Source organism: Saccharicrinis aurantiacus, assembly GCF_001660705.2.
Lineage (GTDB): Bacteria > Bacteroidota > Bacteroidia > Bacteroidales > Marinilabiliaceae > Saccharicrinis > Saccharicrinis aurantiacus.
Window position 1 is genome coordinate 215,546 of the sequence record NZ_LYBV02000034.1, and the last position, 25,083, is coordinate 240,628.

The 25,083-nt window shown below is 32.6% G+C and carries 23 protein-coding genes; 10 read left to right on the forward strand and 13 right to left on the reverse strand.

The features are described 5' to 3' along the window. The first annotated feature begins 5 nt into the window (after positions 1 to 5). Both A8B35_RS17550 and A8B35_RS17555 read left to right on the forward strand, forming a co-directional pair. Positions 6 to 977, forward strand: a complete 972-nt coding sequence (locus tag A8B35_RS17550) for a hypothetical protein (RefSeq protein ID WP_068474686.1) — start codon at positions 6 to 8, stop codon at positions 975 to 977. A gap of 6 nt (positions 978 to 983) precedes the next feature. Beyond that, positions 984 to 4,181 (forward strand): two-component regulator propeller domain-containing protein, encoded by a 3,198-nt coding sequence (locus tag A8B35_RS17555; protein ID WP_068474689.1) that lies wholly within the window; start codon positions 984 to 986, stop codon positions 4,179 to 4,181. Positions 4,182 to 4,264: 83 nt separating this feature from the next. On the opposite strand, the gene A8B35_RS17560 is transcribed toward A8B35_RS17555, so the two are convergent. Genes A8B35_RS17560 through rsfS form a run of 5 tightly spaced genes read right to left on the reverse strand, consistent with a single transcriptional unit; the run spans position 4,265 to position 8,863 of the window. Continuing rightward, positions 4,265 to 4,921, reverse strand: coding sequence for a phosphatidylserine decarboxylase family protein (locus A8B35_RS17560; RefSeq protein WP_068474692.1), 657 nt, complete (start codon positions 4,919 to 4,921; stop codon positions 4,265 to 4,267). A 14-nt stretch (positions 4,922 to 4,935) separates the two neighbouring features. Further along, positions 4,936 to 5,748 carry a phosphatidate cytidylyltransferase gene (locus tag A8B35_RS17565; RefSeq protein WP_068474701.1) on the reverse strand — a complete coding sequence of 271 codons (813 nt, stop codon included), beginning with the start codon at positions 5,746 to 5,748 and terminating at the stop codon, positions 4,936 to 4,938. Between the two features lie 45 nt (positions 5,749 to 5,793). Continuing rightward, complete coding sequence (locus A8B35_RS17570) at positions 5,794 to 6,429, reverse strand: LutC/YkgG family protein (protein ID WP_068474704.1); 636 nt, start codon at positions 6,427 to 6,429, stop codon at positions 5,794 to 5,796. Next, positions 6,422 to 8,464 carry an ATP-dependent zinc metalloprotease FtsH gene (gene ftsH, locus A8B35_RS17575; RefSeq protein WP_068474707.1) on the reverse strand — a complete coding sequence of 681 codons (2,043 nt, stop codon included), beginning with the start codon at positions 8,462 to 8,464 and terminating at the stop codon, positions 6,422 to 6,424. The genes A8B35_RS17570 and ftsH overlap by 8 nt, the downstream gene beginning before the upstream one ends. Positions 8,465 to 8,488: 24 nt before the next feature. After that, the gene (gene rsfS, locus A8B35_RS17580; protein WP_068474710.1) at positions 8,489 to 8,863 is read right to left on the reverse strand and encodes a ribosome silencing factor; all 375 of its coding nucleotides are present in this window, start codon (positions 8,861 to 8,863) and stop codon (positions 8,489 to 8,491) included. 164 nt (positions 8,864 to 9,027) lie between these two features. Between rsfS and A8B35_RS17585 the strand changes: the two genes are divergently transcribed. Beyond that, on the forward strand, positions 9,028 to 9,774 hold the full coding sequence (locus tag A8B35_RS17585; RefSeq protein ID WP_068474714.1) for a biotin--[acetyl-CoA-carboxylase] ligase: 747 nt from the start codon (positions 9,028 to 9,030) through the stop codon (positions 9,772 to 9,774). On the opposite strand, the gene A8B35_RS17590 is transcribed toward A8B35_RS17585, so the two are convergent. Together A8B35_RS17590 and pyrE are read right to left on the reverse strand one after the other, a co-directional pair. Then, positions 9,771 to 10,178 (reverse strand): hypothetical protein, encoded by a 408-nt coding sequence (locus tag A8B35_RS17590; RefSeq protein WP_068474898.1) that lies wholly within the window; start codon positions 10,176 to 10,178, stop codon positions 9,771 to 9,773. The genes A8B35_RS17585 and A8B35_RS17590 overlap by 4 nt on opposite strands. 70 nt (positions 10,179 to 10,248) lie before the next feature. Further along, positions 10,249 to 10,881 (reverse strand): orotate phosphoribosyltransferase, encoded by a 633-nt coding sequence (gene pyrE, locus A8B35_RS17595; protein ID WP_068474717.1) that lies wholly within the window; start codon positions 10,879 to 10,881, stop codon positions 10,249 to 10,251. A 7-nt stretch (positions 10,882 to 10,888) separates the two neighbouring features. Here pyrE and A8B35_RS17600 point away from each other — a divergent pair, with 7 nt between their 5' ends. The 3 genes from A8B35_RS17600 (at position 10,889) to A8B35_RS17610 (ending at position 13,315) form a co-directional block, all read left to right on the forward strand. Continuing rightward, positions 10,889 to 11,500 (forward strand): NUDIX hydrolase, encoded by a 612-nt coding sequence (locus A8B35_RS17600; protein WP_068474720.1) that lies wholly within the window; start codon positions 10,889 to 10,891, stop codon positions 11,498 to 11,500. 104 nt (positions 11,501 to 11,604) lie between these two features. Beyond that, positions 11,605 to 12,198, forward strand: a complete 594-nt coding sequence (locus A8B35_RS17605; RefSeq protein WP_068474723.1) for a hypothetical protein — start codon at positions 11,605 to 11,607, stop codon at positions 12,196 to 12,198. Between the two features lie 307 nt (positions 12,199 to 12,505). Beyond that, entirely contained in the window at positions 12,506 to 13,315 is an 810-nt protein-coding gene (locus A8B35_RS17610; protein WP_068474726.1) for an ADP-ribosylglycohydrolase family protein, read from the forward strand. A gap of 71 nt (positions 13,316 to 13,386) precedes the next feature. Here A8B35_RS17610 and A8B35_RS17615 read toward each other — a convergent pair whose 3' ends face one another. Next, on the reverse strand, positions 13,387 to 13,578 hold the full coding sequence (locus A8B35_RS17615) for a cold-shock protein (protein WP_068474729.1): 192 nt from the start codon (positions 13,576 to 13,578) through the stop codon (positions 13,387 to 13,389). A 215-nt stretch (positions 13,579 to 13,793) separates the two neighbouring features. Here A8B35_RS17615 and A8B35_RS17620 point away from each other — a divergent pair, with 215 nt between their 5' ends. Further along, complete coding sequence (locus A8B35_RS17620) at positions 13,794 to 14,600, forward strand: MBL fold metallo-hydrolase (protein ID WP_068474732.1); 807 nt, start codon at positions 13,794 to 13,796, stop codon at positions 14,598 to 14,600. A 2-nt stretch (positions 14,601 to 14,602) separates the two neighbouring features. Here the strand turns inward: A8B35_RS17620 and A8B35_RS17625 are convergent, their stop codons facing one another. Beyond that, positions 14,603 to 14,887 carry a hypothetical protein gene (locus A8B35_RS17625; RefSeq protein WP_068474735.1) on the reverse strand — a complete coding sequence of 95 codons (285 nt, stop codon included), beginning with the start codon at positions 14,885 to 14,887 and terminating at the stop codon, positions 14,603 to 14,605. Positions 14,888 to 15,263: 376 nt separating this feature from the next. On the opposite strand from A8B35_RS17625, the gene A8B35_RS17630 reads away from it, so the two are divergent. Both A8B35_RS17630 and A8B35_RS17635 read left to right on the forward strand, forming a co-directional pair. Beyond that, entirely contained in the window at positions 15,264 to 15,461 is a 198-nt protein-coding gene (locus A8B35_RS17630; protein WP_068474738.1) for a hypothetical protein, read from the forward strand. Positions 15,462 to 15,689: 228 nt separating this feature from the next. After that, entirely contained in the window at positions 15,690 to 16,136 is a 447-nt protein-coding gene (locus tag A8B35_RS17635) for a DUF2147 domain-containing protein (protein ID WP_068474741.1), read from the forward strand. Between the two features lie 288 nt (positions 16,137 to 16,424). Here A8B35_RS17635 and A8B35_RS17640 read toward each other — a convergent pair whose 3' ends face one another. Beyond that, on the reverse strand, positions 16,425 to 19,943 hold the full coding sequence (locus A8B35_RS17640; RefSeq protein WP_068474744.1) for a VPS10 domain-containing protein: 3,519 nt from the start codon (positions 19,941 to 19,943) through the stop codon (positions 16,425 to 16,427). An 819-nt stretch (positions 19,944 to 20,762) separates the two neighbouring features. Between A8B35_RS17640 and A8B35_RS17645 the strand changes: the two genes are divergently transcribed. Next, on the forward strand, positions 20,763 to 21,266 hold the full coding sequence (locus A8B35_RS17645) for a DUF3124 domain-containing protein (RefSeq protein WP_068474747.1): 504 nt from the start codon (positions 20,763 to 20,765) through the stop codon (positions 21,264 to 21,266). A gap of 50 nt (positions 21,267 to 21,316) precedes the next feature. On the opposite strand, the gene A8B35_RS17650 is transcribed toward A8B35_RS17645, so the two are convergent. The 3 genes from A8B35_RS17650 to A8B35_RS17660 all read right to left on the reverse strand — a co-directional run bounded on the left by A8B35_RS17650 (position 21,317) and on the right by A8B35_RS17660 (position 25,072). Then, complete coding sequence (locus A8B35_RS17650) at positions 21,317 to 22,009, reverse strand: zinc metallopeptidase (RefSeq protein WP_068474749.1); 693 nt, start codon at positions 22,007 to 22,009, stop codon at positions 21,317 to 21,319. Between the two features lie 118 nt (positions 22,010 to 22,127). Continuing rightward, positions 22,128 to 23,639 (reverse strand): MBOAT family O-acyltransferase, encoded by a 1,512-nt coding sequence (locus A8B35_RS17655; RefSeq protein ID WP_245820813.1) that lies wholly within the window; start codon positions 23,637 to 23,639, stop codon positions 22,128 to 22,130. Positions 23,640 to 23,641: 2 nt separating this feature from the next. Continuing rightward, positions 23,642 to 25,072: an SGNH/GDSL hydrolase family protein gene (locus tag A8B35_RS17660; protein ID WP_075603565.1), complete on the reverse strand. Its 1,431-nt coding sequence runs from the start codon at positions 25,070 to 25,072 to the stop codon at positions 23,642 to 23,644. Positions 25,073 to 25,083 lie beyond the last annotated feature (11 nt).

Consider the following 25,083-nt stretch of genomic DNA (forward strand, 5'->3'; position numbering starts at 1 on the left):
AACGCATGTATAAACTTATCACCACAATACTTTTCTTAACCTTTTCATATATACTAATAGCCCAGCCAGTTCCAGCAATTGACGAGAATATACCCTACTTAGTTACCTTTGGAAAAGATGGAGAAACAGCATGGGGTGATAATGATTTCACACAAGTAATTTTCTATTCTGTCCCCAAAAGTCATACCGAACCAATATACATTAGGGTTTATGATCCAGATATTGGAGGGAAAATTGATGAACAAAAAGGCAAATGGAATACAAAAATGAAATATAGCATCTATGGTGGTAAAGGAACATGTTCTGATGACGATGCTCGTAAAATTAACAAAAGTGGAAACTATAAAAGTGGTACTTTATTATACACAAAGACATTTGGTATAAGTGATAAGTATGATGAAGATTGGTATACTTTTGGTCCAATTAACCCCACCGAAGGAGAATACCTACCTGATTATGGAGGTTATGTTTTTAAAGTTATTGTAGAAGGAATATCTGGCGATGATGGCAACTTATATAGTTTATATCAGAGCTCTAAACCTAAAGAAAATGTTCCCGTAGAAGGAGCTTTTGCCTTTTACTTTAAGTACAAAATTAGACTTCATGATAATGTCAATGAAGTAAGCCATATCTATCCATACATTGATGACAAAGTTTTAGCTATTAAACAATCTAATTTTGATTGGGATAACGATGGTATCATTCGAATTATATCTGTCGCAAAAAATGGTGAAATGTTGGCCGTTTCTGCAGATGATAACTGGGCAGAATCGAGACATACGATACACCCTTCTGAAAAAAATACCTCATACGATATTCAAATAATTAAAAACAAAACAGCTAATATTAAAAACAACAATGTTGTTATATACCTTGAAAACCAATTTGGGGAGTTAATGCCATTCTACAGTGTACCAATTGGTGGAATACCAAAGTATAAGTACAGTATCGGCATTAAACCTAAAATATCTAAATAATAGTTCATGCAATACATAAAAAGAATATCTACCCTATGCTGCACTATATTATTTTGGCTTTGTGCTACGGTAAGCAGCAATGCACAATCCCTCGATTTTAAGAATTTTGATTCTGACATGGGATTGCCGCAAAATTTTGTGTATTGTTTAACTCAAGATCATAAAGGGTACCTTTGGATAGGAACTGGCGAAGGACTTGTAAGGTATGATGGCTTAGATTTTACAACCTACACTGTTAATGATTCACTAAGCTCTGATTTTGTTCATTCTCTATATGTTGATAACAAGAACACTCTCTGGGTAGGTCATAAGAATGGAAAAATATCATATTATGAGAATAACAAATTCCATAAAATAAAATCGGACTTAGAGACTTCAAGCCCGATACGCGATATTTGTGAAGATGAATTAGGTAACATATGGGCTACTGTTCAAAATAATGGACTTATTAAGATCACTCCAAATAAAGAAATCACATCATATTTTAATTCCGAACTATTCGGAGATAAATTATATTACTCCTTAGAATCTATAAATGCCTTTAGTATTTTAATAGGTACATCCGATGGTTTAGAATTATTACACCTCGACTCTAATGGTTCTCCAAAGAACATTGAAACCATTGAGGATATAGCTTATACAAACATCAACTCAATTGTTAAACGCAGAGCAATTGAAGGAGAATATTGGATTGGCACTGAAGACAGTGGATTCTTTTTATTCAAATACGATAAAAAAACAGCATCGCACGTAGCAAATAACAATTTATGCATTGCTTTTAATATTGAAGAAGAAAACATTATAGATATTTTTGAAGATGATAATGGAGATCTGTTGTTGGCAACATGGGGTAACGGAGTAATTAAACTTTTTTACGACTCAGCGAAACAGTCATTTCGAGAATCTTATCAGTTTTCGAAAGCGAATGGTTTAAATCATGACTTTATCAAGCAAATACTCACCGATAGAGAAGGTAACTATTGGATTGCAACTTATGGGAGTGGGATCTCGGTATTATTAAACGATAAGTTCATTCGTTACGATCTTGAGAATATAGGATTCAAGCAACATAAAGCCGTAGCAGTATTATCCGTCAATAATAACATATGGATAGGTTTGGATAATGGCATATTAAAAGCCGATGAATTTTGCTTTACAAACCACGAATATTACGATAGTGCTCTTGGAATTCCTAATGATAGAATAACTGGTTTCAAATACGATAAAGACAGTACGCTATGGGTTTCATCTTTAAACAAAGGCTTGTATTACAGGAAAACAGGTCAATTAAATTTTAATCGTTATAACTACTCAAACAATATTATAGATAATAAAATTAACGATATTGAAATTATTGACAATAAACTTGTTTTAGCAACGGTTGGAGGGCTTTTTACAATTAATTTAACAAATGAAGCTATCGATAAGCTTACAACACAAAGGGGATTGCCACATAACTGCATTAATTTTATTTATGTAGATAGAAATAATAAAATGTGGATCGGTCCTAAATCGAGCGGTATTTGTAAAATAGATAATAACAATATTGAAATTCATAAATTAGCACAAACACCTATCAACGTCTCTGGAATGACTGAAGATCGAGAAGGTAATTATTGGTTATCAACAATTGGAAAAGGAGTATTGAAATACAATAACGATAATCTTGAATCAATCTCAATATCTGATGGATTAACCAAAAACTATTGTTATGATATAATATGTGATAAGAATGATCAATTATGGATTTGCCATTGGCCAGGTATCAGTTCTATTAATTTAAACACTAACCAAATCAGACAATTTGGCTTTGCCGATAATTTAGGAAGCGATTTCTATAAGCTTTGGGAAGACAATGATAGAAATATTTGGTTTGCCTCGAGCAAAGGAATTATTAAATATTTTCCGGATAGAGACAAGAAAAACCTTGTTCCGCCAATGCTAAACTTCACCAATGTATTAATTTCTGGTAAGTCATATATAAATCAGAAAGTCATAAAACTTCCTTACCCATATGGTAACGAGAGCTACAAACTCAAATTTGAGTTTACAGGTATTAGCTTTAAGTCTCCCTCTGATGTGACTTACAAAATAAAAATGGAAGAGAAAAGTGACACCGATTCAAATGATTGGATAGATCTTGGGTTAACAAACTTTCGAGAATATGAATACCTTCCGGATGGTGAGTATACCTTTAAAGTAATGGCTAAAAATGCTGATAATGTTGAAACCAGTAAACCAATTAGCATTAAAATAATTATAGCTACACCTTTTTGGAAAAAATTATGGTTCTACATTCTTGTAGTTATTGCCTCAATAGCTAGCATTAGATTCATTATAATGTTTAGAGAACGTAAAATTAAGGCCCAAAATGAATATCTTGCCCAAGAGGTAGCTTCAAAAACAGTTATCCTTCGTCAACAAAATGAAGAAATTAAACAAAAGAATCAAGACATTACTGACAGTATAACATATGCCAAAAAGATTCAAAGATCTATACTACCACCTCTAGGCGAATTTGAAAATATTTTCCCAGAATCGTTTATATTCTTCAAGCCGCGTGATATTGTTAGTGGCGATTTTTATTGGTTTAAGAAAACAAAAGACCTATTTATATTATGCTGTGCTGATTGTACTGGACATGGGGTTCCAGGAGCATTTATGTCAATGATTGGATCTACACTACTTAATGACATATTTAAACTACCTAATGTGAATTCTCCTGCCGAGATGTTAGAAAGGTTAGATAATGATATTAGAGTTCTGTTACAGAAGGGTGGTGATGAGCATTCTAAAGATGGAATGGATATTTCTGTTGTAGAAATAAATTTAAATACAAATAAGGTAAGATTAGCATCTGCCAAGCGCCCTGTATTTTTATATATAAACGACGAACTTACTATTTATAATGGAACAAGAAGAAGCATTGGTGATGATGAACTAACTACAGGTTCAAGGTTCGTTAATTACGAATATAATTGTGATAAAGGTGATATTATATACTTATTCTCTGATGGCTACACTGACCAATTTGGAGGCCCGAATGAGAAGAAGTTTATGAAAAGTGGAGTGAAAAAGCTACTGCACGAAATACATAATAAACCGATGCAAAACCAAGGCTCAATTGTTAAAGATAACTTCCTTAATTGGATGGGTGATTGCGATCAAATAGATGATGTTCTATTTATGGGGATAAGATTATAAAAGAATTCAATTGAATAAAATAAGAATGGGTAATATGAACTATACATATTACCCATTCTCATTTTATAATTATCTTATTTCCTTTACAGTTGAGCAATTATCGTTTGAGTACCTGTTACTTTCTCATCTAAATCAACCTTAATATCAGCATCTAAGGGCAAATAAAGATCAAGTCTTGATCCGAACTTAATAAAACCCATTTGTGCTCCTTGATCAACTGTAGTATTGTTCTCAGCATAACAAACAATCCTACGTGCCATTGCACCAGCAACTTGCCTTACAACAATTTGTTTGCCTGACTTATCTTCAATTAAAACGGTTGTTCTTTCATTCTCAGTAGATGATTTCGGCAAATAAGCTCCCATAAATCTACCTGAATGGTGCTTCACAAATTTCACGACCCCACTCATTGGAAACCAATTAACATGTACATTCAATGGAGTCATAAATATTGAAACTTGTTTACATTTAGTTTTCAAACATTCTGGTTCGTCAACCTCCTCAATTACAACTACAGTACCATCTGCTGGCGCTATTACCGTTCCATCCTGTATTTTACATACACGTAATGGGCTACGGAAAAAGTTAACTACTACAAGCCATAATATAAAACTCAATCCTAAGCTTATTAAGGTTATTATTAAACTTTGTGATGATAAGAAATACACCCCCAAATTTATTATAGCTAAAGCTATGAACGAAACTAGAATAGTAGAATATCCTTCTTTATGAATTGTCATGTTTATAGTGGGAATTAATTAACAAAATAAATTAAAAAAAAGAGAGTTATTGGAATTGCGAACAAAACCGCATCAAAACGATCTAGTACACCGCCATGGCCAGGTAATAAGTTTCCGGAATCTTTAGCATTTAGGCTCCTTTTCAACAAGGACTCAGATAGATCTCCATAAATTGCAACTACAGAAATTAAAGCAGATAAGACTAACCAATGAATCAGAGACATAGCTGGCCAAAGTATATAAATCTCACCCGCAGCAAACAAGGTAAGCATAAATCCTCCTATGGCGCCCTCCCAAGACTTCTTGGGGGAAATTCTTTCAAACAAACGATGTTTACCAAGAGATACACCAAACAGATATGCACCTGTATCATTTAGCCAAACCAAAATAAAAATTATCAAGGGTACTCTAAAATTGTAAGTTCCACTTAAATACGCAATTTTACTTAAAAGAGAAAACGGTACAGCTATTAGCAAGGCAATTAGTAAAGTACCTCCTATATTACCAATAGGGTTATTCTTTTTACGATACAGTTCAGTAATAAATATTCCCATTGAGATTGGGATCAATAAAAAGAAAAGCTTTGGGTCTGAAATTCCAGAGTTAACCAAAAATGAAGCTACATAAACAAAAACCGACAACAATACAGTTAAAAAAAACGAAGGTTCAATACCTCCACCTTTTAATAGTTTATGCAATTCCGTTGTCCCAAGTATAACTACTGCAAAAAAGACTACAAAAAAAGAAACAGGACTATAAAATATTCCTCCTGCTATAATAAGAACAAATAATATACCTGTTATGGTACGTTGCCAAAAGTTATTCATTAATTTCAGATCTTTCCGTGCAAAATTAAGCAATTAAGTAAACTATTATCTACTTTCATCGATAAAAACAAACAATTCTTTAGGTCCATGTGCTCCCATAACCAATGTTTTTTCAATATCTGCAGTTCTGCTTGCGCCCGTTATAAACGAAACTAAAGAAGGAAAGTTACGTCCAAATCGATTTTCTAACAGATTTAATGCATCCGTAGGAAAAGCAACCAATTGTGATTTTGCTGCAATTACAATATGAATTGGTGGAAAGACGTTGAGTCTTCTTCCTGACTCATGTGTTGAACTTATTACTATTGAACCAGTTCTAGATACTAAAAATTCACACCTCGTAATTGCTGCTTCCATATTATTAAAGTCAGCATCAACATCGGTAAGTGATATTTTCTTTTCTTGAGCTAACTTCTTAATTTCAGAATCTAAACAGAAAACCGTTTCTAACCCTTTTTTAGAAATTAATTGTTCAATTTCACTTATTATTATTGAACTATCATTACACAATGATACATGTCCTCCAATAGATTCCAACTCATTTTTAAAAGTTAACAACAAATCCTCAGGCATTGGAAACTCATGCTTATCAAAATCGGAAAGAGGGAAAGCATAATCCCTTCCCTCTTCCATTGATTCTTTAATGCGTGATAATATTTTCTCTCTAGACGAGTTACTCATTTATTTCGCTTTTTATTTCATCCGTTGATTCATCCTGTTTAGGCAACTCCTTCGAATCTGATTTCACTACTGCCTCTTCATCTAAATCAATAATATGTCTTTTTCCCTTAGATTTTCCAAAGATAGACTCTAAATCTTCACCAAAAATTACTTCTCTCTGCAATAGAAGCTCTGCTAATTCATTTAGTTTTTCTCTATTATCAACTAAAATCTGCTTTGCTCTTTCGTATTGGGTTTCTATAATTTTACGAGCTTCTTCATCAATAGACTGAGCTGTAGTTTCACTATATGGTTTTGTAAAACCGTATTCGTTCTGACCACTTGAATCGAAGAAACTTAAATTTCCAATTTGATCACTCATACCATAATAACTAACCATGGCATAAGCTTGCTTGGTTACTTTTTCAAGATCATTCAATGCTCCTGTACTTATTTTACCAAAAACAACCTCCTCCGCAGCTCTACCACCTAAAGTAGAACACATCTCATCCAATATTTGCTCTGTGGTTGTTAATTGGCGCTCCTCGGGTAAATACCATGCCGCTCCTAACGCTTTTCCTCTAGGAACAATTGTTACTTTAACTAAAGGGTGTGCGTGCTCAAGTAACCAGCTAATTGATGCATGACCCGATTCGTGGTAAGCAATGGCTTTTTTCTCTTCTATTGAAATAATCTTATTTTTCTTTTCTAAACCACCAACTATTCTGTCAACAGCATTCATAAAATCCTCTTTCTCAACAATCTTCTTATCTCCACGAGCAGCAATCAATGCAGCTTCGTTACAAACGTTCGCAATATCAGCTCCTGAAAAACCAGGAGTTTGTTTTGCTAAGAAATCACCTTTAACATCATCACTTAACTTTAGTGGGCGTAAATGAACTTCAAATATTTGTTTACGCTCTGTAATATCAGGCAACTCAACATGGATTTGTCTATCAAAGCGACCTGCACGCATCAAAGCTCTATCAAGAATATCTGCTCTATTGGTAGCTGCAAGAATTATTACTCCTGAATTGGTTCCAAAACCATCCATCTCTGTTAGTAATTGATTTAAGGTATTTTCCCTCTCATCATTAGCACCCATATTAGCACTTTTACCACGCGCTCTACCAATTGCATCAATCTCATCAATAAACACAATACACGGCGATTTTTCTTTTGCTTTCTTAAATAAATCTCTAACTCTAGAAGCTCCAACACCAACAAACATCTCAACAAAATCAGAACCTGACATACTGAAGAAAGGTACGTTAGCCTCACCTGCAACAGCCTTGGCTAGTAATGTTTTTCCTGTTCCCGGAGGTCCTACTAACAAAGCTCCTTTCGGGATCTTACCTCCAAGTTCTGTATATTTTTCAGGTCGGCGCAAAAATTCAACAATTTCTTCCAACTCAGTCTTTGCTTCAACTAAACCAGCAACATCTTTAAAATTCACATTGATATTTGATTCTTTATCAAACATCTTTGCTTTAGATTTACCAACATTAAAAATATTGCCGCCTCCAGCACCACCGCCCTGAGAACCCATTCTTCGGAATATGAAAATCCATACAACTAGTAACAAAATTAATGGCCACAAAAAGCCAACCATTTCATTTAAGTAGTTTGATCGCTCTTCATAAGACTCATCAATAGATATTCCTTTTTCAGTCTTAACCTGTTGAATAGCTTCTGTTAGATTATCTACACTTGGAATACTAACCCTTAACTGAGGCCCATTTGAAACTGTTTCATCAAAATTCTCACCAAGTATTTCGCTATAATTACTTAAGGCATCCTTTTTAAGCGTTACCTCAGCAACACCTTGATTCTTTATTACTGTAACTTTTTCAATATCACCTGATGGCAAAATTTTAGTCTTAAAAACCCCATAATCTACATTCTTTACACTTTCATTTTGATTCATGAAAAAGATAGAAATAAATAAGAGTAGTATCGCCCCGTATATCCAATAACCATTGAATTTGGGCAGTTTATTGTTATTACCGCCTCCTGTGTTTAACGGTTCATTAGGTTGCTTTTGTTCCTTAGCCATCCGATAAAATAATTTTAATCTTTTTTAGAATAAGTTTTCTATATCTGTTCTTTCAGCATCAGCCCATAACCCTTCTAAGTTATAAAACCCACGCACATCACGCTGGAATACATGAACAATTACATCTACAAAATCTACCAAAACCCACTCAGCGTTTTGCTTTCCTTCGATACTTAATGCTTTTTCGCCTAATTCCTTATTTACAAATTCTTGAATCGAATCTGCTATTGCACTAACATGTGTAGTACTATCTCCGTCACAGATAACATAATACTGACAGATACTTCCATCAATTTTACGCATATCCAAAATAGCAATATTTGTGCCTTTTTTCTCTTGAATGCCTTCTACAACGGTATCTACTAAATGCTTCGAAGTCAAATCCTCTCTATTTATCATCAATTATAAATGTTTTAATTTTCTTTCAACACAGGGCCTACGCAGCTTTACTGCTTCGGAAGTGTAAAGATACTACTTTTTTTATTTTCAACTTTACGTTTACTTTTGTCTAGAAATATGACAATTATTAATTTATGTCAACCTGACATTAAATAATGCAATATATGACAGATACTCCTAGATTTAAGATACAATGGCACGAAAAGCTAAATTCAACAAATATATTTTTAAAACACGAGTTATTAGAAAATAGTTTTGATGAATTTTATGTAGTTTGTACAAAAAGTCAAGTTAAAGGAAAAGGTCAAGGTGATAACAAATGGGAAAGTGAGGATTCTAAAAACCTAACATTTAGCTTACTCCTTAGACCTGACTTTATTGAAATTCAAGATCAATTTGTTATCTCGAAAGCTATATCAATAGCAATAATAAATGTTTTAAATAGATATAAAGAGGGATTCTGTATTAAATGGCCCAATGATATTTATTACCAAAATAGCAAAATAGCAGGAATACTAATAGAGAATAGCCTTATTCAAAACAGAATTGGAACTTCAATAATTGGAATTGGAATTAATATAAATCAGACTAATTTTATTAGCGATGCCCCAAATCCAATTTCGTTAAAGCAAATTATTAATTCAGAAACTGAGATTACAGAATTCTTAGCAGAAATATTGACATCAATATCAGAACAATATCAACGCTTGCGCAATAATGATCACACTGATATTAATACTGAATATTTTAACTCATTATTCCGTAATACGGGTACTTATAAATTTAAGGACGAGGGTGGCTTATTTAAAGCATCTATATTAGGAATTAGTCCGTATGGACATTTGATTTTACAATCATCTAATAACGAAGAAAAGTCATATGCCTTTAAAGAAGTTGAGTTTATTCTTTAATAACCACCATAGTTAGCTATTGCATCACCTAGCATATTTAAAAACTTTTTCACATGCTTTCCTACCATCATTTTCATCATGGGATTCAAATCTGCTTTAATAGTAAGTTTAATACGCGTATCATTTTCAGCCACTTGCTTTAACTGAATCCACAGAAAAAAATTAAATGGCACCTTACCATCGGTGCTATATTTTACTGTAGTAGATGCCTGTTTTTCAACTATTCTTAATCCAGCATCACCAATCCCATCAACAGAAAACTTACAGGTATCTTCTGTACTCTGCCAGTTTTTGATTTTATCTTGGGGTATAAGGCTTTTAAAATTATTAAAATCAGATATGAACTTAAAAATTTTTTCATCACTCTGAGACACCTTCTTTATCTCACTCTCAAATTTAGTCATCAATGAAGTATAAGAGTAACTCATTTTGTATCATCACAATACAAAATGAGTACAAAATATTTTATAAAGATTATTTACCCCAATTTGCAGGATCAGTTCTCCATGTTCCTAATGCTTTCACATCATCAGCGGAAACTGTACCAGTTTGAGCGGCTACTTCAATTAAAGTTTGATAATTACTTAAAGTAGTAAGTTCTACATTATTTTTCTCGAAATTATCACTTGCTACCTGAAATCCATAGCTAAATATTGCTAACATTCCCATAACTTCACAACCACAATTCCTAATAGCATCAACAGCTTTTAGACTGCTTCCTCCAGTAGAAATTAGATCTTCAATTACAACAACCTTTTTTCCAGGTACTAACTCACCTTCAACAAGATTTTCCAAACCATGTCCTTTCGGAGAAGACCTAACATAAACAAAAGGTTTGTTTAATATATCAGCAACCAATGCACCTTGAGCGATGGCTCCTGTGGCAACGCCAGCAATAACATCTGCATCTGCATAAAGCTCTTTAATTTGAGCTGCAAATTGCTCTTTAATATAGTCCCTAACCTCAGGATAAGAAAGTGTTTTACGGTTATCGCAGTAAATTGGCGAAATCCATCCCGAAGCCCATGTAAATGGGTTTGCTGGTTGCAATTTAATTGCTTTAATTTGCAACAATTGTTTTGCTATTATTTCTGATACTTTTTCCATAGTGCAAATGTATAAAGTTTTTTTTAAGGATAGAATTGTTTTTTTAACCGACAATATAGATCGCGATTTAAGCGACAATTTTGGTGCTATTTTTAAATACTCAAACTCAAAAGAGTTATTTGATTTTATTGATAATTTTATTCAACGTGAAGAAATTCAGAATGCATTTATCTACCACCATGACATAGAAGAACTATATACTGTTTTTTGTAATTATTTTAAATTCATAGAAGCTGCTGGGGGACTCGTTTTTAATAACGAAAATCGAATTCTGTTTATTAATAGATTAAACAAATGGGATCTCCCTAAAGGAAAAGCCGAAAAAGGAGAGAGCATCGATGAAACTGCATTAAGAGAAGTAGAGGAAGAATGTGGTATTTCTAACTTAAAGATAACCAAACCTCTGGTTTCTACATATCATACATATCCGCTAAAGAACAAAATTGTATTAAAAAAAACTTATTGGTACAGGATGGAGTATTCAGGTAATGAAGATCTAGTTCCTCAATTAGAAGAAGATATCCAAGAAGCTGTATGGTTGAATCATGACGAATTAGAAAAAGTTTATGAAAATACTTATCCAAGCATTCTTGAGATATTAAAGACAGAAATAAAATAAATCATATAGAAGCCCACTTATTAAACTAGTATATGACGTAATTTTGTTGCAATAATTTATATTTTTACATTTTGAAGCATATTTAAGACTCCCATTTATATAAAATGACACCACAGGAGATAGAACATCAAGATTGGAAAAATAAAATGCGAAAGAAAGCTCTTGAAAAAGAGTTGGTACGTCTTAGAAAAAACGAGACTAAAAACTTGAAAAAGATTAGTGATTTAAGAAAGTCAATAATTTTTATAGGTATAGCCACAATCATATTATTTTTCCTGCTCCATTTAACTGGTACCATATCATTTACCCCAAAGGATAATATTAAAAATAACAATTATAACTTTAAGATTAACTCGCTTGAAGATTCTGTCGATTTTTTAAATAAGAAAATTGATATTTTGGTGAAAACCAAGGCAAGTATAGTTGCTGAAAAAGGATATCGATTTAAAGTTCAATTTGGCGCTTATAAATCAAATGACCTCGATAAATACTCTGAGAATTTAGTCTCTCTAAATCAGAAAAAATACAATCAAATAAATCATTACACACTCGGATCATTCCAAAACCTAAATAAAGCGAACGAATTTCTTTTTAAAATGAAAGAAATTGGGTTTACTGATTCATTTATTATTGCTACTCTCAATGGCAATATAGTACCAATGGAAGAAGCTAAGAAGTATCTTTCAGAACAAAAATAGTCCTATTTTCAATTAAGATGGGTCGTATTATTATTATTCAATAATATGGTAAAACCCTGATTTAACTGAAAGACTCATCAAAATGAAACAATTTCAATATAGTTCAAGAAAGAAATACCTTGGCATCGTTTGCATAAATCCATATGTAGTATAGAGTTCTATTTATCAACCATAAAGAAAATTGCACAATTCAATAACTAGTATGCTATATAGTTATTTTTATTTGTAATTAAATTTTTCTACATTGTCATAAATAAGTGACATAAATCATAACTTAATATTCATATTAACCTTCTAATCTAATCCTATGAAAGGAGCAATAATCGGAGATATTATCGGATCTGCATTTAATACAGATAAAAGATTAACAACCGAATTCCAACTTTTTAAACCCATATCCTCTTTCACTGACGATACAGTGCTTACATTAGCTACTGCTGATGCTGTAATTAATAATTGCAGTTTTAAAGAGGCAGCGAAAATATGGATTGCAAAATATCCTAATGCCGGATATAATGCCAATTTTATCAAATGGTGTAATAATGAAGATACGGATTCAACTTATGTAAGCTACCGTGAAGGGGCTACCCGTAGAATTAGCTCTATAGGATTCATTGCTGAGTCAATTGATCAGGCTATGTTATTGGCAGAAGCTACCACGCTTTTAACGCATAATACTCCTGAGATGATTAAGGCGGCAAAAGCAGTTGCTGCATGTATATTCTTAGCAAAAACTTCTATGAAAAAGGAACAGATTAAAGAATATATATCTAATACGTTTGGCTATAACTTAAATCGAAGTATTTCTGATTTAAAAGCAGAATCAGATCAAGAAATAATTTCAGTAATTGCACCTACTGCTATCACTGTATTTCTTATCTCGTATAATTTTGAAGACGCTATTAGAAAAGCTGTTTCTCTTGGTTTTAATAGATGTAATACTGTAGCTTCTATAGTAGGTGGAATTTCAGAAGCATACTACAAACATATACCGAAAAGTATTATAAGAAAAGCACTACACAGAATAACTCCAGAAATGGAAACTTTTATTACTGACTTTGACAAGAAATATGTTTATAATTCTCACCCAGTAAATGTACTAATAGGCATGCACTAATCTATAGAGTGTAAAACAAAAAAGCCTGAATGTAATAACATTCAGGCTTAATAGAAATCTTAAATAATATATTATATTACTTTTACGTTTACCGCGTTCATTCCTTTTCTTCCTTCTTGTAGGTCGAATTCTACTTCGTCGTTCTCACGGATTTCATCAATTAATCCTGTTACGTGTACGAAATACTCGTTGCTTGATCCTTCTTCTTTAATGAATCCAAAACCTTTAGACTCGTTGAAAAATTTTACTGTTCCTTTATTCATTTTCTTATTGTAAAAAATATTAATGCGACAAAGGTAAGTTAATATATTTCTTACGCAAGTTTTGTATGTAATTATTTTACAACTAATTATATTAACAAGCAAAACTGCACTTTAAATCACGTACAGCCTTGCAGATTAATATATAAAGAAAATTTGTTAGCAGATGAAATATCTGCATTAAAGCATTATATATTTGTATCCTTTAAAACCGCATCATGGAAATAACTATTCTAATAGATAATAATAAAGAAGACTTAAAGTATAGAACAGAGCATGGTCTTTCTATCTTAATTGAAGATTCTGGTTATTCCATCTTATTTGATACAGGAAAGACTGATGCATTCATACAAAATGCGGTAAAACTTGAAAAAGATTTGAGAAATGTTGATTACGTTATCCTATCTCATGGACACTACGATCATACTGGAGGATTAGAGGCTTTTTTAAAGCTAAATAAAAAAGCCAAGGTAATACTTAAAGAAGAGGCCCTTCAAAAGAAATGGAGTAAATCTCAAACTATAGAACGTAATATTGGTATTCAAACACCAATTAAAGGCGAACGATTCATTTTTTTAGATAATCCAATTGAACTATTTAAAGACTTTTGGATTCTAACCAATATTGATCGTCCTAAAAATCAAGAATACACGGATACATATCTATTTGTTGAACACAATAACTCCATTTACCCTGATACGTTTACTGATGAATTATTCGTGATGTCAATTACAGATAATGAATTAGTTGTATTTACTGGCTGTGCTCATAATGGGGTAGAAAATATGCTAAGAACAGCTATTAAACATTCACATATTAATAGAATAAATCACATCGTAGGAGGAACACATTTAAATAGAGCGTCAACAAATCAGCTAAATGATACAATAAATGCACTTAAACAATTTGAGATAAAGAAAGCCTCTTTCAATCATTGCACAGGAATTCATAATATTCCAAAAATAAATAAACAACTAGCTGGGAATATTTCATATGCATATACCGGAAATGTAATCCGAATATAAACTTACTTCTTCTTTGAGTTCCTAACGAACTGAAGACCTCCAAAGCCGGAAATTATTGCCATATAGTAACCAAAATCATACCACCACCCGGTATTATTAACCTCATATATACTGATTGACTCATTAAAAAAACCAACAATCAAAGAAAATGGGGCGATCCAACCATGCCAAATACCTGTAAAAAAACCAGCTGGTTCTAAAACGTTATTATTCCCACCCCCAGGTAAACACGAGCTCATTAAGAAACCAATAAGAATTATAAGAACTAGATTTTTATAATTTTTCATAACAAACAGTTTAAAATTATCAATTCCAATATAAGTATAAATTACTATCTATGCCCAAAATGTCAATTCCTCTAATCATTTTAATAACCATAATTATCAATCAAATTAGCAATTACAAAACGATCAAAAAAAAATTAAATAGTTGCGTCAAACCATAATAATTTATGACTAAACCATTATCTTTTTACACCAACACATAACATTAATGCAAGTGCAAGAATCCCAAAGCAGCGTGAGAAAATTGTATTCTATGAAAGTTTGTTATTTGGTGTTAAAAATGACAAAAGACAGTTCGAACTAGTTAATCTTTTTACTATATTGGAAGTATGAAAAGAAACACATCTTAGAAGAAGTAAATCAATTAAAACAAATAATTATGTTCAGACGAAAAGAAAAAAAATTACCCGAATTAGAAGAAAGAATTTTTGATGTTGTAAGTGAAAAACAACCAATGCATATTGGAGAAATATTCAAAGTATTACGCATCTCCCCTACTAAAGGACTAAATTCAGTAATATCAATGATTAATCAAGGTAAATTAAGTTATGCGGCTAATAATCAAGTACACATCTAGTACACTGAGAAGAAAGAACCAATTACTTAGAAGAGTTAGAATTTAAACTTCCCACATAAATAATGTTGGGAAGTTTTTTTTGCTCTATTATTTAAGATTAATTTATATAACATATCCAAAAAACTTACCCAGTTAACCAAACTATTAAGAATTCTAAGTTTTAAGAGTTTTACCTCTTTTTTATTTAAAATATATTATTTTCGTGTCAGCAAGAAAATTAATATACGTATGCAAGTAAAGAAAATCTTATTCTGTTTAACTATACTTTTAGTATCAAGCAACTTATTTGCTCAAGGCAATGAAATTTTGGGGGTTTGGTTAACTCAAGATAATGACTCTAAAGTAAAGATTAGTAAATCTACTAATGGTAAATATTATGGAGAGATAATATGGCTACTAAACCCTAAAGACGACACCGGGAATATTCGTAAGGATACAAAAAATCCTGATAATAACTTAAAATCACATAATATTGAAGGTTTAAAAATATTGAATGATTTTGAGTACAATGCTGATGATAAAGAATGGCAAGATGGTACAATTTACGATCCAAAATCAGGTAGTACTTACAAATGCTATATGTGGTTTAAAACTGATAGTGATAAATTGTATGTAAAAGGTTATATTGGTTTCTCATTAATTGGTAAAACCGTTAGTTGGAAACGGGTGAAATAACACATGATTAAGTTCTTCTATTTTTTCAAATACATTAGCTATCATAAGAGTATGGAAAGCTGCTAATTTTATTATTCCGGAATTTCTCGTCTCATCCATATAATTATTAGATCCTATTTTGTAACTTTTTCAACCTCTAACAACAAAAACTTTCGTTCATCCTAACAAAATGGAAGATTCTGTATGAATTCACAGACTGGTAGTTAGAAAAAATGCAAATGAATTAATTAAAAATTGCATAATTAATCCATTTACATTTTACTTCTACTTAGAAGATATCGAAATCAACTATTCTATCATTAGCTTTTGACTCTTTATACCAAATTGTGTTCTTACACTAATAATATAAAGTCCGCTCTCAAAATTATCAGCTGAAAGCTGAATGCTTTTTGAATTAGTTGAGGCATTATAGACTAACTTACCACTAGAAGCATACACATTAATTATTACGTCGCTCAAATTATTGCTGAGTTCTATTGTAATCAATCCTCCAGCTACAGGGTTAGGATACACTGTAAAGTTAGTATTTGATAAAGTGCTAGTAGATGTAGCATTTTTTAGTCCTCGTGTTACTAAAAATTGCTGCCAACTCCCTGCACTCTCCGAGTTACATAACATACTATTACGAACATATAAGTCGTTATTTCCTTTTAGAGCATATATATCATTACCATAATCTATCATTGTAAATTTCTCCCAGTTACCAATATCATCTCGCTTACACGTCATTTCTTTTGTTCCATCTTCCGAACTTACATACAAGCCATTACTCCCTTTAAAAGATACAGTGCCATCTCCATTATCTATAATTTCAAACTTTTCGGTGGAACCAACTGATGTTTTTTCACAAGTCATTAATTCTGGATCTTCTGAACTTATATAATCCAAACTACCTTGATTCTGGAAAGATACCAAATCTCCTGAGCTTGCCCCATCAGTAATGTCAATTGTAGTTTCAGAACTTAATATAGTTTCAGAACTTGAGCCGCCTTCTGGTCTGAGATCGCACCTAAGTTTGTAATCGTTATCTGCTTCAGGCGCTGTTTCTAAATTAATTGTAACTGTAGTTGTACCCGAACCCGAAGAAACTGTTTTCCTACCAGAACCTAGCCATGAGCCAGATGGGCTATTTAATACAACTACCAAATCTCGACTTTTCGAAACTGTATATTTAATTTCAACTTTAATATTTTCGCTACTACTTATAGAGGATGGAAGATTGTTAAAACTTACTGACTCAGATACAGAAGTTCCTCCCGGTATAGTTGCTTTATACCAGCCACTTCCCCATGCCGAACAGTAAAGTACATTTTGGTCGATAGGATCAGGTTGAATTTCAACAATCTTATCAGGTTGACCTAAACCTTTATTTATTTTCATCCAACTGTTACCATCATCTTTAGATACATACAATCCTGGATTCATAAAATCGTCAACCATATCCGGAACCTGAGCAGGAACGGATACCATTATGTAATCCGAATTTGCTGGTGATGTTTCAGTTTCCCAAACATAAGGTGCTGCAAATATTTTATCCCAGCTTGATCCGTTATCCTTACTTCTCCATACACCACCTGCTTCATATTCTTCCTGACGACTACCACACGAAATAAAAATGTCTTTTGTATTTTTGTCAATAAACACATTGTTTACCGATAAAATTTCAGAAGGTAATGTAACTTTTGACCATTCTCCTGCTTTATTAGTTGTTTTATACAAACCTCCCGGATCATTTAAACCGCGTTTGTTTAATGCAGCGTATAAGGTACTTGAATTGTCAGGATCCATAGCTAATCTTCTTACACTACAATCGCTTGGTAGCCCTGAGTTTTTAAGTGTCCAATTAAAACCAGCATCAGTAGATTTATAAACACCATAAGCTCCTTTAGTAAGAGTACTTTCGTCAACAGAAGTTCCAACTTCTGAAACTGCTTTCCGAATAGTACAGAAATACATAATATCTGGATTATTCGGATCAAACATTAAAGAATATTGAAACGGAGCATTCCCAGTCGCTTCGAAAACAGTCGCAATGTTTGTCCATGTTTTTCCTCCATCGGTAGATCGACGAACTTTTCCTTGGTGATCTTGACGCCACATAAGTATATATATAATATCTGGATCATTAGGATGAACTGCTACTGTTGATATTGAATGGGCCCCATCTTCGTTAACTTGTCCCTCTATTTGTTCTACGGCAACAGCATTTTTATCTGAATAAGATCCTAAATCACTAGTTTGCCATAAACCATGCTCACCAGAACATAATAAAGTACGGCCCTCGACACCCGTTTCGTGAATCATTAACCTTCCAGGTAAATCACTGGTTCCACGACTAATCCACTTCTTACTTCCATCTTCTGTTTCATAATCATCTACTTGATGCCAACTAGCACCCTTATCTGTACTACGGAGAGTTTGTTGTCCTATCCCAATAAATACATCACCTTCAATATTTATCGCTAAATGACGAGTTCCTTTGATTTCGCTCAATTCATCCATTTCACGTTGTAAATGAGCAAATTCGACGTTAGCATTTGCTGAATTTCCCTTCTCTTCCCAATAAGACTGATTATCGCCGCTTATCCAATATTTGCCATTTCGAGCACAAGCAAACCATGTGTTACCTCCATCTTCAGTTTTCCAAAGATCACCAGGACCAAAACCTTTATCGTGTTTTTTATTATGACACAAGTAAATTTCATTTTTATCTGATGGATTAACCACTATTCTATTGTATACAGACAAAATATTGTTTGGATAAGTAGTATACATATCCTTTGATTCATCTTTACTTATGCCAAACCAATAAGCCACTGACTTATGATAATATTCCCTTGAAGTCCAATCTGTAATTGTTTGAAGATCTATACCTAAATTACCTGTAATACTAGTCCAACTAGAACCTTGGTCAGTACTTTTATACACACCCCCTGTCGAATTTACAGTACTACCATCAGCTGTGTATACCGATTGCTCAACAAGATATAGAATAAACTCATTGGTAGCCGAATTATAATAGGATGTTAAATCACGGGGTAAATTATTTGGTAAACCTGTATTACTAGCATTCCAATTTTCTCCACCATCAGTACTCCTAAAAATACCATGACTTGTTGCCATTATTATTTTATCCGGATTTTTTGGACTAATAATAATTCTTCCTACATCTAAATCATCTGAAATATTAGTAGCTACTTTTTTAAAGCTTTTACCTTTATCTGTAGTTTTTAATACATAACCATAGTCGGCCCTATCCTGCTTTATTCCATTAGGTTTTTCCTCAGTTCTATGATTTTCCTTTACATTCCAGAAATCACCTGCTCCAATAAACCAAATATTATCATTTGTTGGATCAATAGCAATATCAGCGTGAGCTCCACCTATATCATCAATTGAAGTCCAGGTTTTACCCCTATCACTTGTTGTAAAAACTTCACCTTCACGCTCAATCGCAACACCAAAATCAGCATCTTGTAACGAAAACTCGATATCATGTACACGACGCATATCTAGGCCATTTCCATCAGAATCTTTTATAGTTTGCCATGAATCACCATTATCCCATGTTCCATAGCTTACATGCATATCTGGTCCCATAAACATAGTATTAACATCGGTAGGATGACACCAGAACATTTCGTTATAACCAGACATTCCGGGGCCAAATTGAACCCATTCAACATCTTCTTCCGATGATATTTTTTGGGTTTTTATTTTATCAAAATAAGAAGTGTTTAATTGAGCAAATCCGTTCGTTACAAACGTCAAGGCCAATAAGTAGATTAGAATTGTGTGTTTTTTCATAACTTTAAATTTTAATGATGTGTAGATATTTTTATTTATTAACACTTGGTCAAATGTATGTTAATATATATTAAATAATAGGGGTGTAACAGAATGGTTAATAGGGGTATATAATGCTGCTAACTAATCATTTATAGACACGCAATTAATAACATAAGTATTACCAAATGATAAATAAATTGTTAACATGATGTATAATGAAGCGTTGTTCTGAAGTGAATACTTTTTCTATATTGCTACGCCAAGTGAGGGAAATTATATAATTAGACACCCATACATTAACTAATTATATATTAATACATTACATTGGTTTTTTCAAATATATAATACCTATAATTAGAAATCAGATAATCGTAAGTTATATTCAGATAAAAAGGATAGAATAATATTATAATTGATTGATAACCAGCAATTAATAATATCTTAAACAAGGTAAAATGTCAGTGTAATTATTATAACAGCACTTTGAAACTTTTAAGGAAATAGAAAAAAATGGGGTAAAGTTGCAGTTATTATACACTTAAATAAATAAATATCTGTGATCTGTAATTAATTTAGGTAAGAAAAAAGAGTCTATAATTTGAATATTATAAGAGTTAAAGAAATGACACTACTAAATCAGGGATTAGTGCAATTGCTTATATGATGAGTCCAATTCGCTTAATATAATTGACAAACAACAAACCCTACTCTACAATAATAAAAAAGACACTCAAAGAAGTTCTAAAAACAATAAATCATCTTAAAATCAAATATTCAACAAAAAGCTGCCATATTTGTAATGTAATATATCAGCAAACCCTAATTAAAATTCATGTTATGAATAAAATTATTCTTGTTATTACTTGTCTTGTTATAATTTCGTGTAATCCTGGCAAAAGCGATTCTCCATCATATGTACTGAAAGCCAACCATAATAGAAATGCGACTGTTAATTCTAGCTATTTCAAAGGATCCACTTACCTATCAGTTTATTCACAGGTATATCAACGTAATGAACAACGCACATATGACCTAACTGTAATGGCTAGTATGAGAAATACCTCGCTAAGCGATTCAATTTATATTATTAGTGCTGATTACTATTCTACCAACGGAAAGTTATTAACAAGCTATATAAAATCCCCAATATATATTGCTCCAATGGAGACTGTTGAAATTGTTATTGAAGAAGATGATAAACGAGGAGGAACAGGAGCTAACTTTATTTTTAATTGGGCTTGTAAAGATTCTATTCAAGAACCATTTTTTGAAGGAATAATGACATCAACAACTGGCCAGCAAGGCTTATCTTTTGTGACTAATGGAATGCGTATAAAATAAAAAAGCCATCAATTACGATGGCTCCTTGAATATAATTCGTTTATAATACCTTAGTCTCTATTTCCTAAATACATCATAACGTAATACATTAAAGTTACTAAGGCTGATAAAGCCGCAACAACATATGTATACGCTGCCCATTTTAAGGCATCTTTTGCTTGCTCTTGCAACTGCCCCGTTGCAATGCCACTAGTGTTTAACCATGAAAGAGCTCTTTGAGTTGCATTTATTTCCACTGGCAAAGTAATAAAGGCAAATGCAGTAAAAACAGTATAACAAGCAATAATAACCTTCATTGCTAAATCAAATGAAATAAACTGAGGCAATAAGAATCCCCCAAATAGCATTGCTATAAATATGAAGTTTAAAACTTTTGAGCTTATATTTTGTAATGGAACAAGCGTTGAGCGCATTTCCAGTGGTCTATAACCAACTGCATGCTGAACTGCATGACCGCATTCATGTGCAGCTACAGCTGCAGCTGAAACACTATTTCCATTATATACATCCGGACTTAAGTTAACCGTTTTATTTGCAGGATTATAATGATCTGTAAGTTGTCCTCCTACTGAAACAATCTTAACATCATGAATTCCATTATCGCGTAACATTTTCTCTGCCACATCTCTGCCTGTTAAACCATAGTTTAATCTAACCTTAGAATACTTCTTAAACTTTGATTTCAATTTTGAGCTGACAGACCAACTCAATATTAAAAACCCAATAAATATTATCATTAACATACTCGTATATTTTTTACTTGTACAATACTCAAAAACTTTGCCATATTATCTTAATATGACAATATTTCTAATCATCAATTATTCAATATTTGCTAAACTATTAGATAACATAAGGTTTCTAAAACCTAAAATAAATAAATGGCTTAACCTCTATTAAGCTAAATTGATATACAATTATTGATATAACAATAATGAATAATAATTTCAATATTACTGATGACTTAATAAATGAAACTTTTATTAACCGGTTAAGGTTATCAGGAAGCCAATGACTCATAAAACCAATAAAAATTAGAAATACAGCAAAGGAATGCTTCGCTAATATATAATTTATTGGATATATGGAGAAGGCGGACTGGATACGATAGATAAACAAGTTAAAGGACTCGATATCGGAAGATCGGAATACAATCCACGTAAGTGTTATAAAGTGAAACGTAAAAACTCTGCCTAAAATCTTAGGAAATCTAAACCCTAAATTATGAGAAATTCGCAATAAAAATTTATCTATAAGAAGTGCAAAACCATGTAATGCACCCCAAATAACAAACATCCAACCTGCCCCATGCCACAAACCACCAAGAAGCATCGTAATCATTAAATTAAGGCCTTGGCGAAACTTCCCTTTTCTATTTCCTCCTAGAGGGATATACAAATAATCTCTTAACCAGGATGATAATGAGATATGCCACCTATGCCAAAACTCAGTAACAGAAACAGACTTATACGGTGCATTAAAGTTCTGTGGTAAACGAAAGCCTAATAGAAGTGCCACACCAATTGCAATATCGGTATAGCCAGAAAAATCACAGTAAATTTGCAAAGTGTATGCATAGGCACCCAATAAAAGTTCCATCCCACTATACATCATAGGTGAATCAAACACCCTATCCACAAGGTTAACTGATAGGTAATCTGAAATTACCATTTTCTTAAACAAGCCCATCATTATTAACCAAACAGACCACCAAAACCACTTATAACTTAGTTGGTATCGTTTGTGTAATTGCGGAATGAACTCCCAGGCTCTAACAATAGGTCCGGCAACTAATTGCGGGAAAAATGATACATAAAATCCAAAATCTATGATGCTTTTAACAGCCTGCACCTTGCCCCTATATACATCCACTGAATAACTGATGGTTTGAAAGGTAAAGAACGAAATACCAACTGGCAATATAATATCAGAAACAGTAAAGTGGGTACCCAATATTGCATTAAGAGAACTTGTATAATAGTTATTGATACTAATGTGAAGATTGAAATATTCTGCAACTAAATCTGATATAAAATAGCTATATTTAAAGTAAGCCAATAAGCCGAGGTTTACAAATATACTTAGGCTTAGTAATATTTTTCGTTTTAATAAATTACTACTTCGAGAAATCCCTATACCAATTGAATAATCTATAATTGTTGAAAACACTAGTAACCCGAAATAGATACCCCCAGCTTTATAGTAGAAGAACAAACTACATGCAAAAAGAAAAGCATTACGTAATACACTCTTTTTATATAGGATAGCATTACCTAGCAATACAAAGCCAAAGAAAATCCAGAATGCCATATGTGTATACACAAAGTTAGACTCTGGATTGTAAGTTAATATGGATAGTATCTGATCAATCAACTTTATTCATTTACAATGGTTTGACTATTCATCTGACTAAAATCAGACATAATTGATTTATAAATCCATTCAGCAACTTTTTCACCACCTCTTTTATTGAAGTGGGTATAGTCTGACATGGCTAAGTGCGGAACTCCATTTGCCCATTTTATAATAGCTCCCTTTCCCCCCATAACTTCATACAAATCAAAAAAAGCGAATCCTGCTTCAACAGCTGCTTTCTTTTGTGCTTCTTTTATATCATAAACATGCGAATAAGAACTCACACTACCTTCATCTTCAAATGCTACATCTCCAACGCCCACAATAACTACAGGTACATTAGGTATCGTTTCTTTTAAAGTTAAAAGTTGCTTATAAAGCATTCGGTAATAAAAATGGTAATTTTTAGCCACAGTAGGAACCATATTAGTGCCATACTGAAGTATGATCATCCCAATATCTAAATGAGATGCCATTGCCCTGAATAGTTCTTTATTTGTTTTATCAAGCCTAGGTGTTGATTGCCCTCGCATAGCAATATTATCAACCGCAATACCACTTAAACTATCTAGTGTCATTCCCAAAAATAATGGGCTATCTGAAGTATTTAATTTTATAGTAAATCTCTTAGGAGTTTGTTTAAAAGACCAATTAATCTCTGTTATGTCAGATTCTTGTTTGAGCGAATCAGAACTAATTAAAGTATTACCCCAGTAGGCATCTACAAGCAAAGGACTCTCAATATTTTTAACAAACATACGCGAATGATAATACTCTTTGGCAGAAGGTAGGGCACTCGGCGCTGTTGACACCTTAATGGATGCCCAGCCAGGCGACTGAATAGTATTAACTTTACCAACTAAACCATATTCGTTATTCGGTATTTCACGGGGGTATTTATATACAACATGCTCTTTCCAATCACCAGTATTACTAATCCAAACAGAACTAAAGTGCTTGTGTGGGTCATATAATGGGATAAAACCAGGACCGGTTCCTCCAAAATCATTCTGAAAGGATGCTCGTAAATATCGTGTAATACGATCCCCTTCAATTTGAGAATCACCAAAATGAAGTACTCGAATTACTTTACCAGAAGAATTTGCTGTTAATATTTTTGAGTAGAAACTTTGAAGAAGCGGCTTAAACTCATCGGAATATTCTAATTGTAAATCTTCCTGGCCTTTAAATTTATGAATTAAGGAAGTATCGACTAATTCAGTACCCTCTATAGTATCTGTTAATACAATTAAAGTATCTAACTTTACACTAGAACTATTCTCAATAATAGCTTCCTCTCTATAAAATAAATTCTTCGTGTCGTTAAGAGATACCCATCTCAATTTTTGATTGCCCAATGGGATAACTCCAGAAGGAAACAATACTGAAATGCACAAAAACACAGCGCATATCAACAAAAAGGTAAAGAATATTTTAGGAGGTTTTATCATTAGTTATAAGA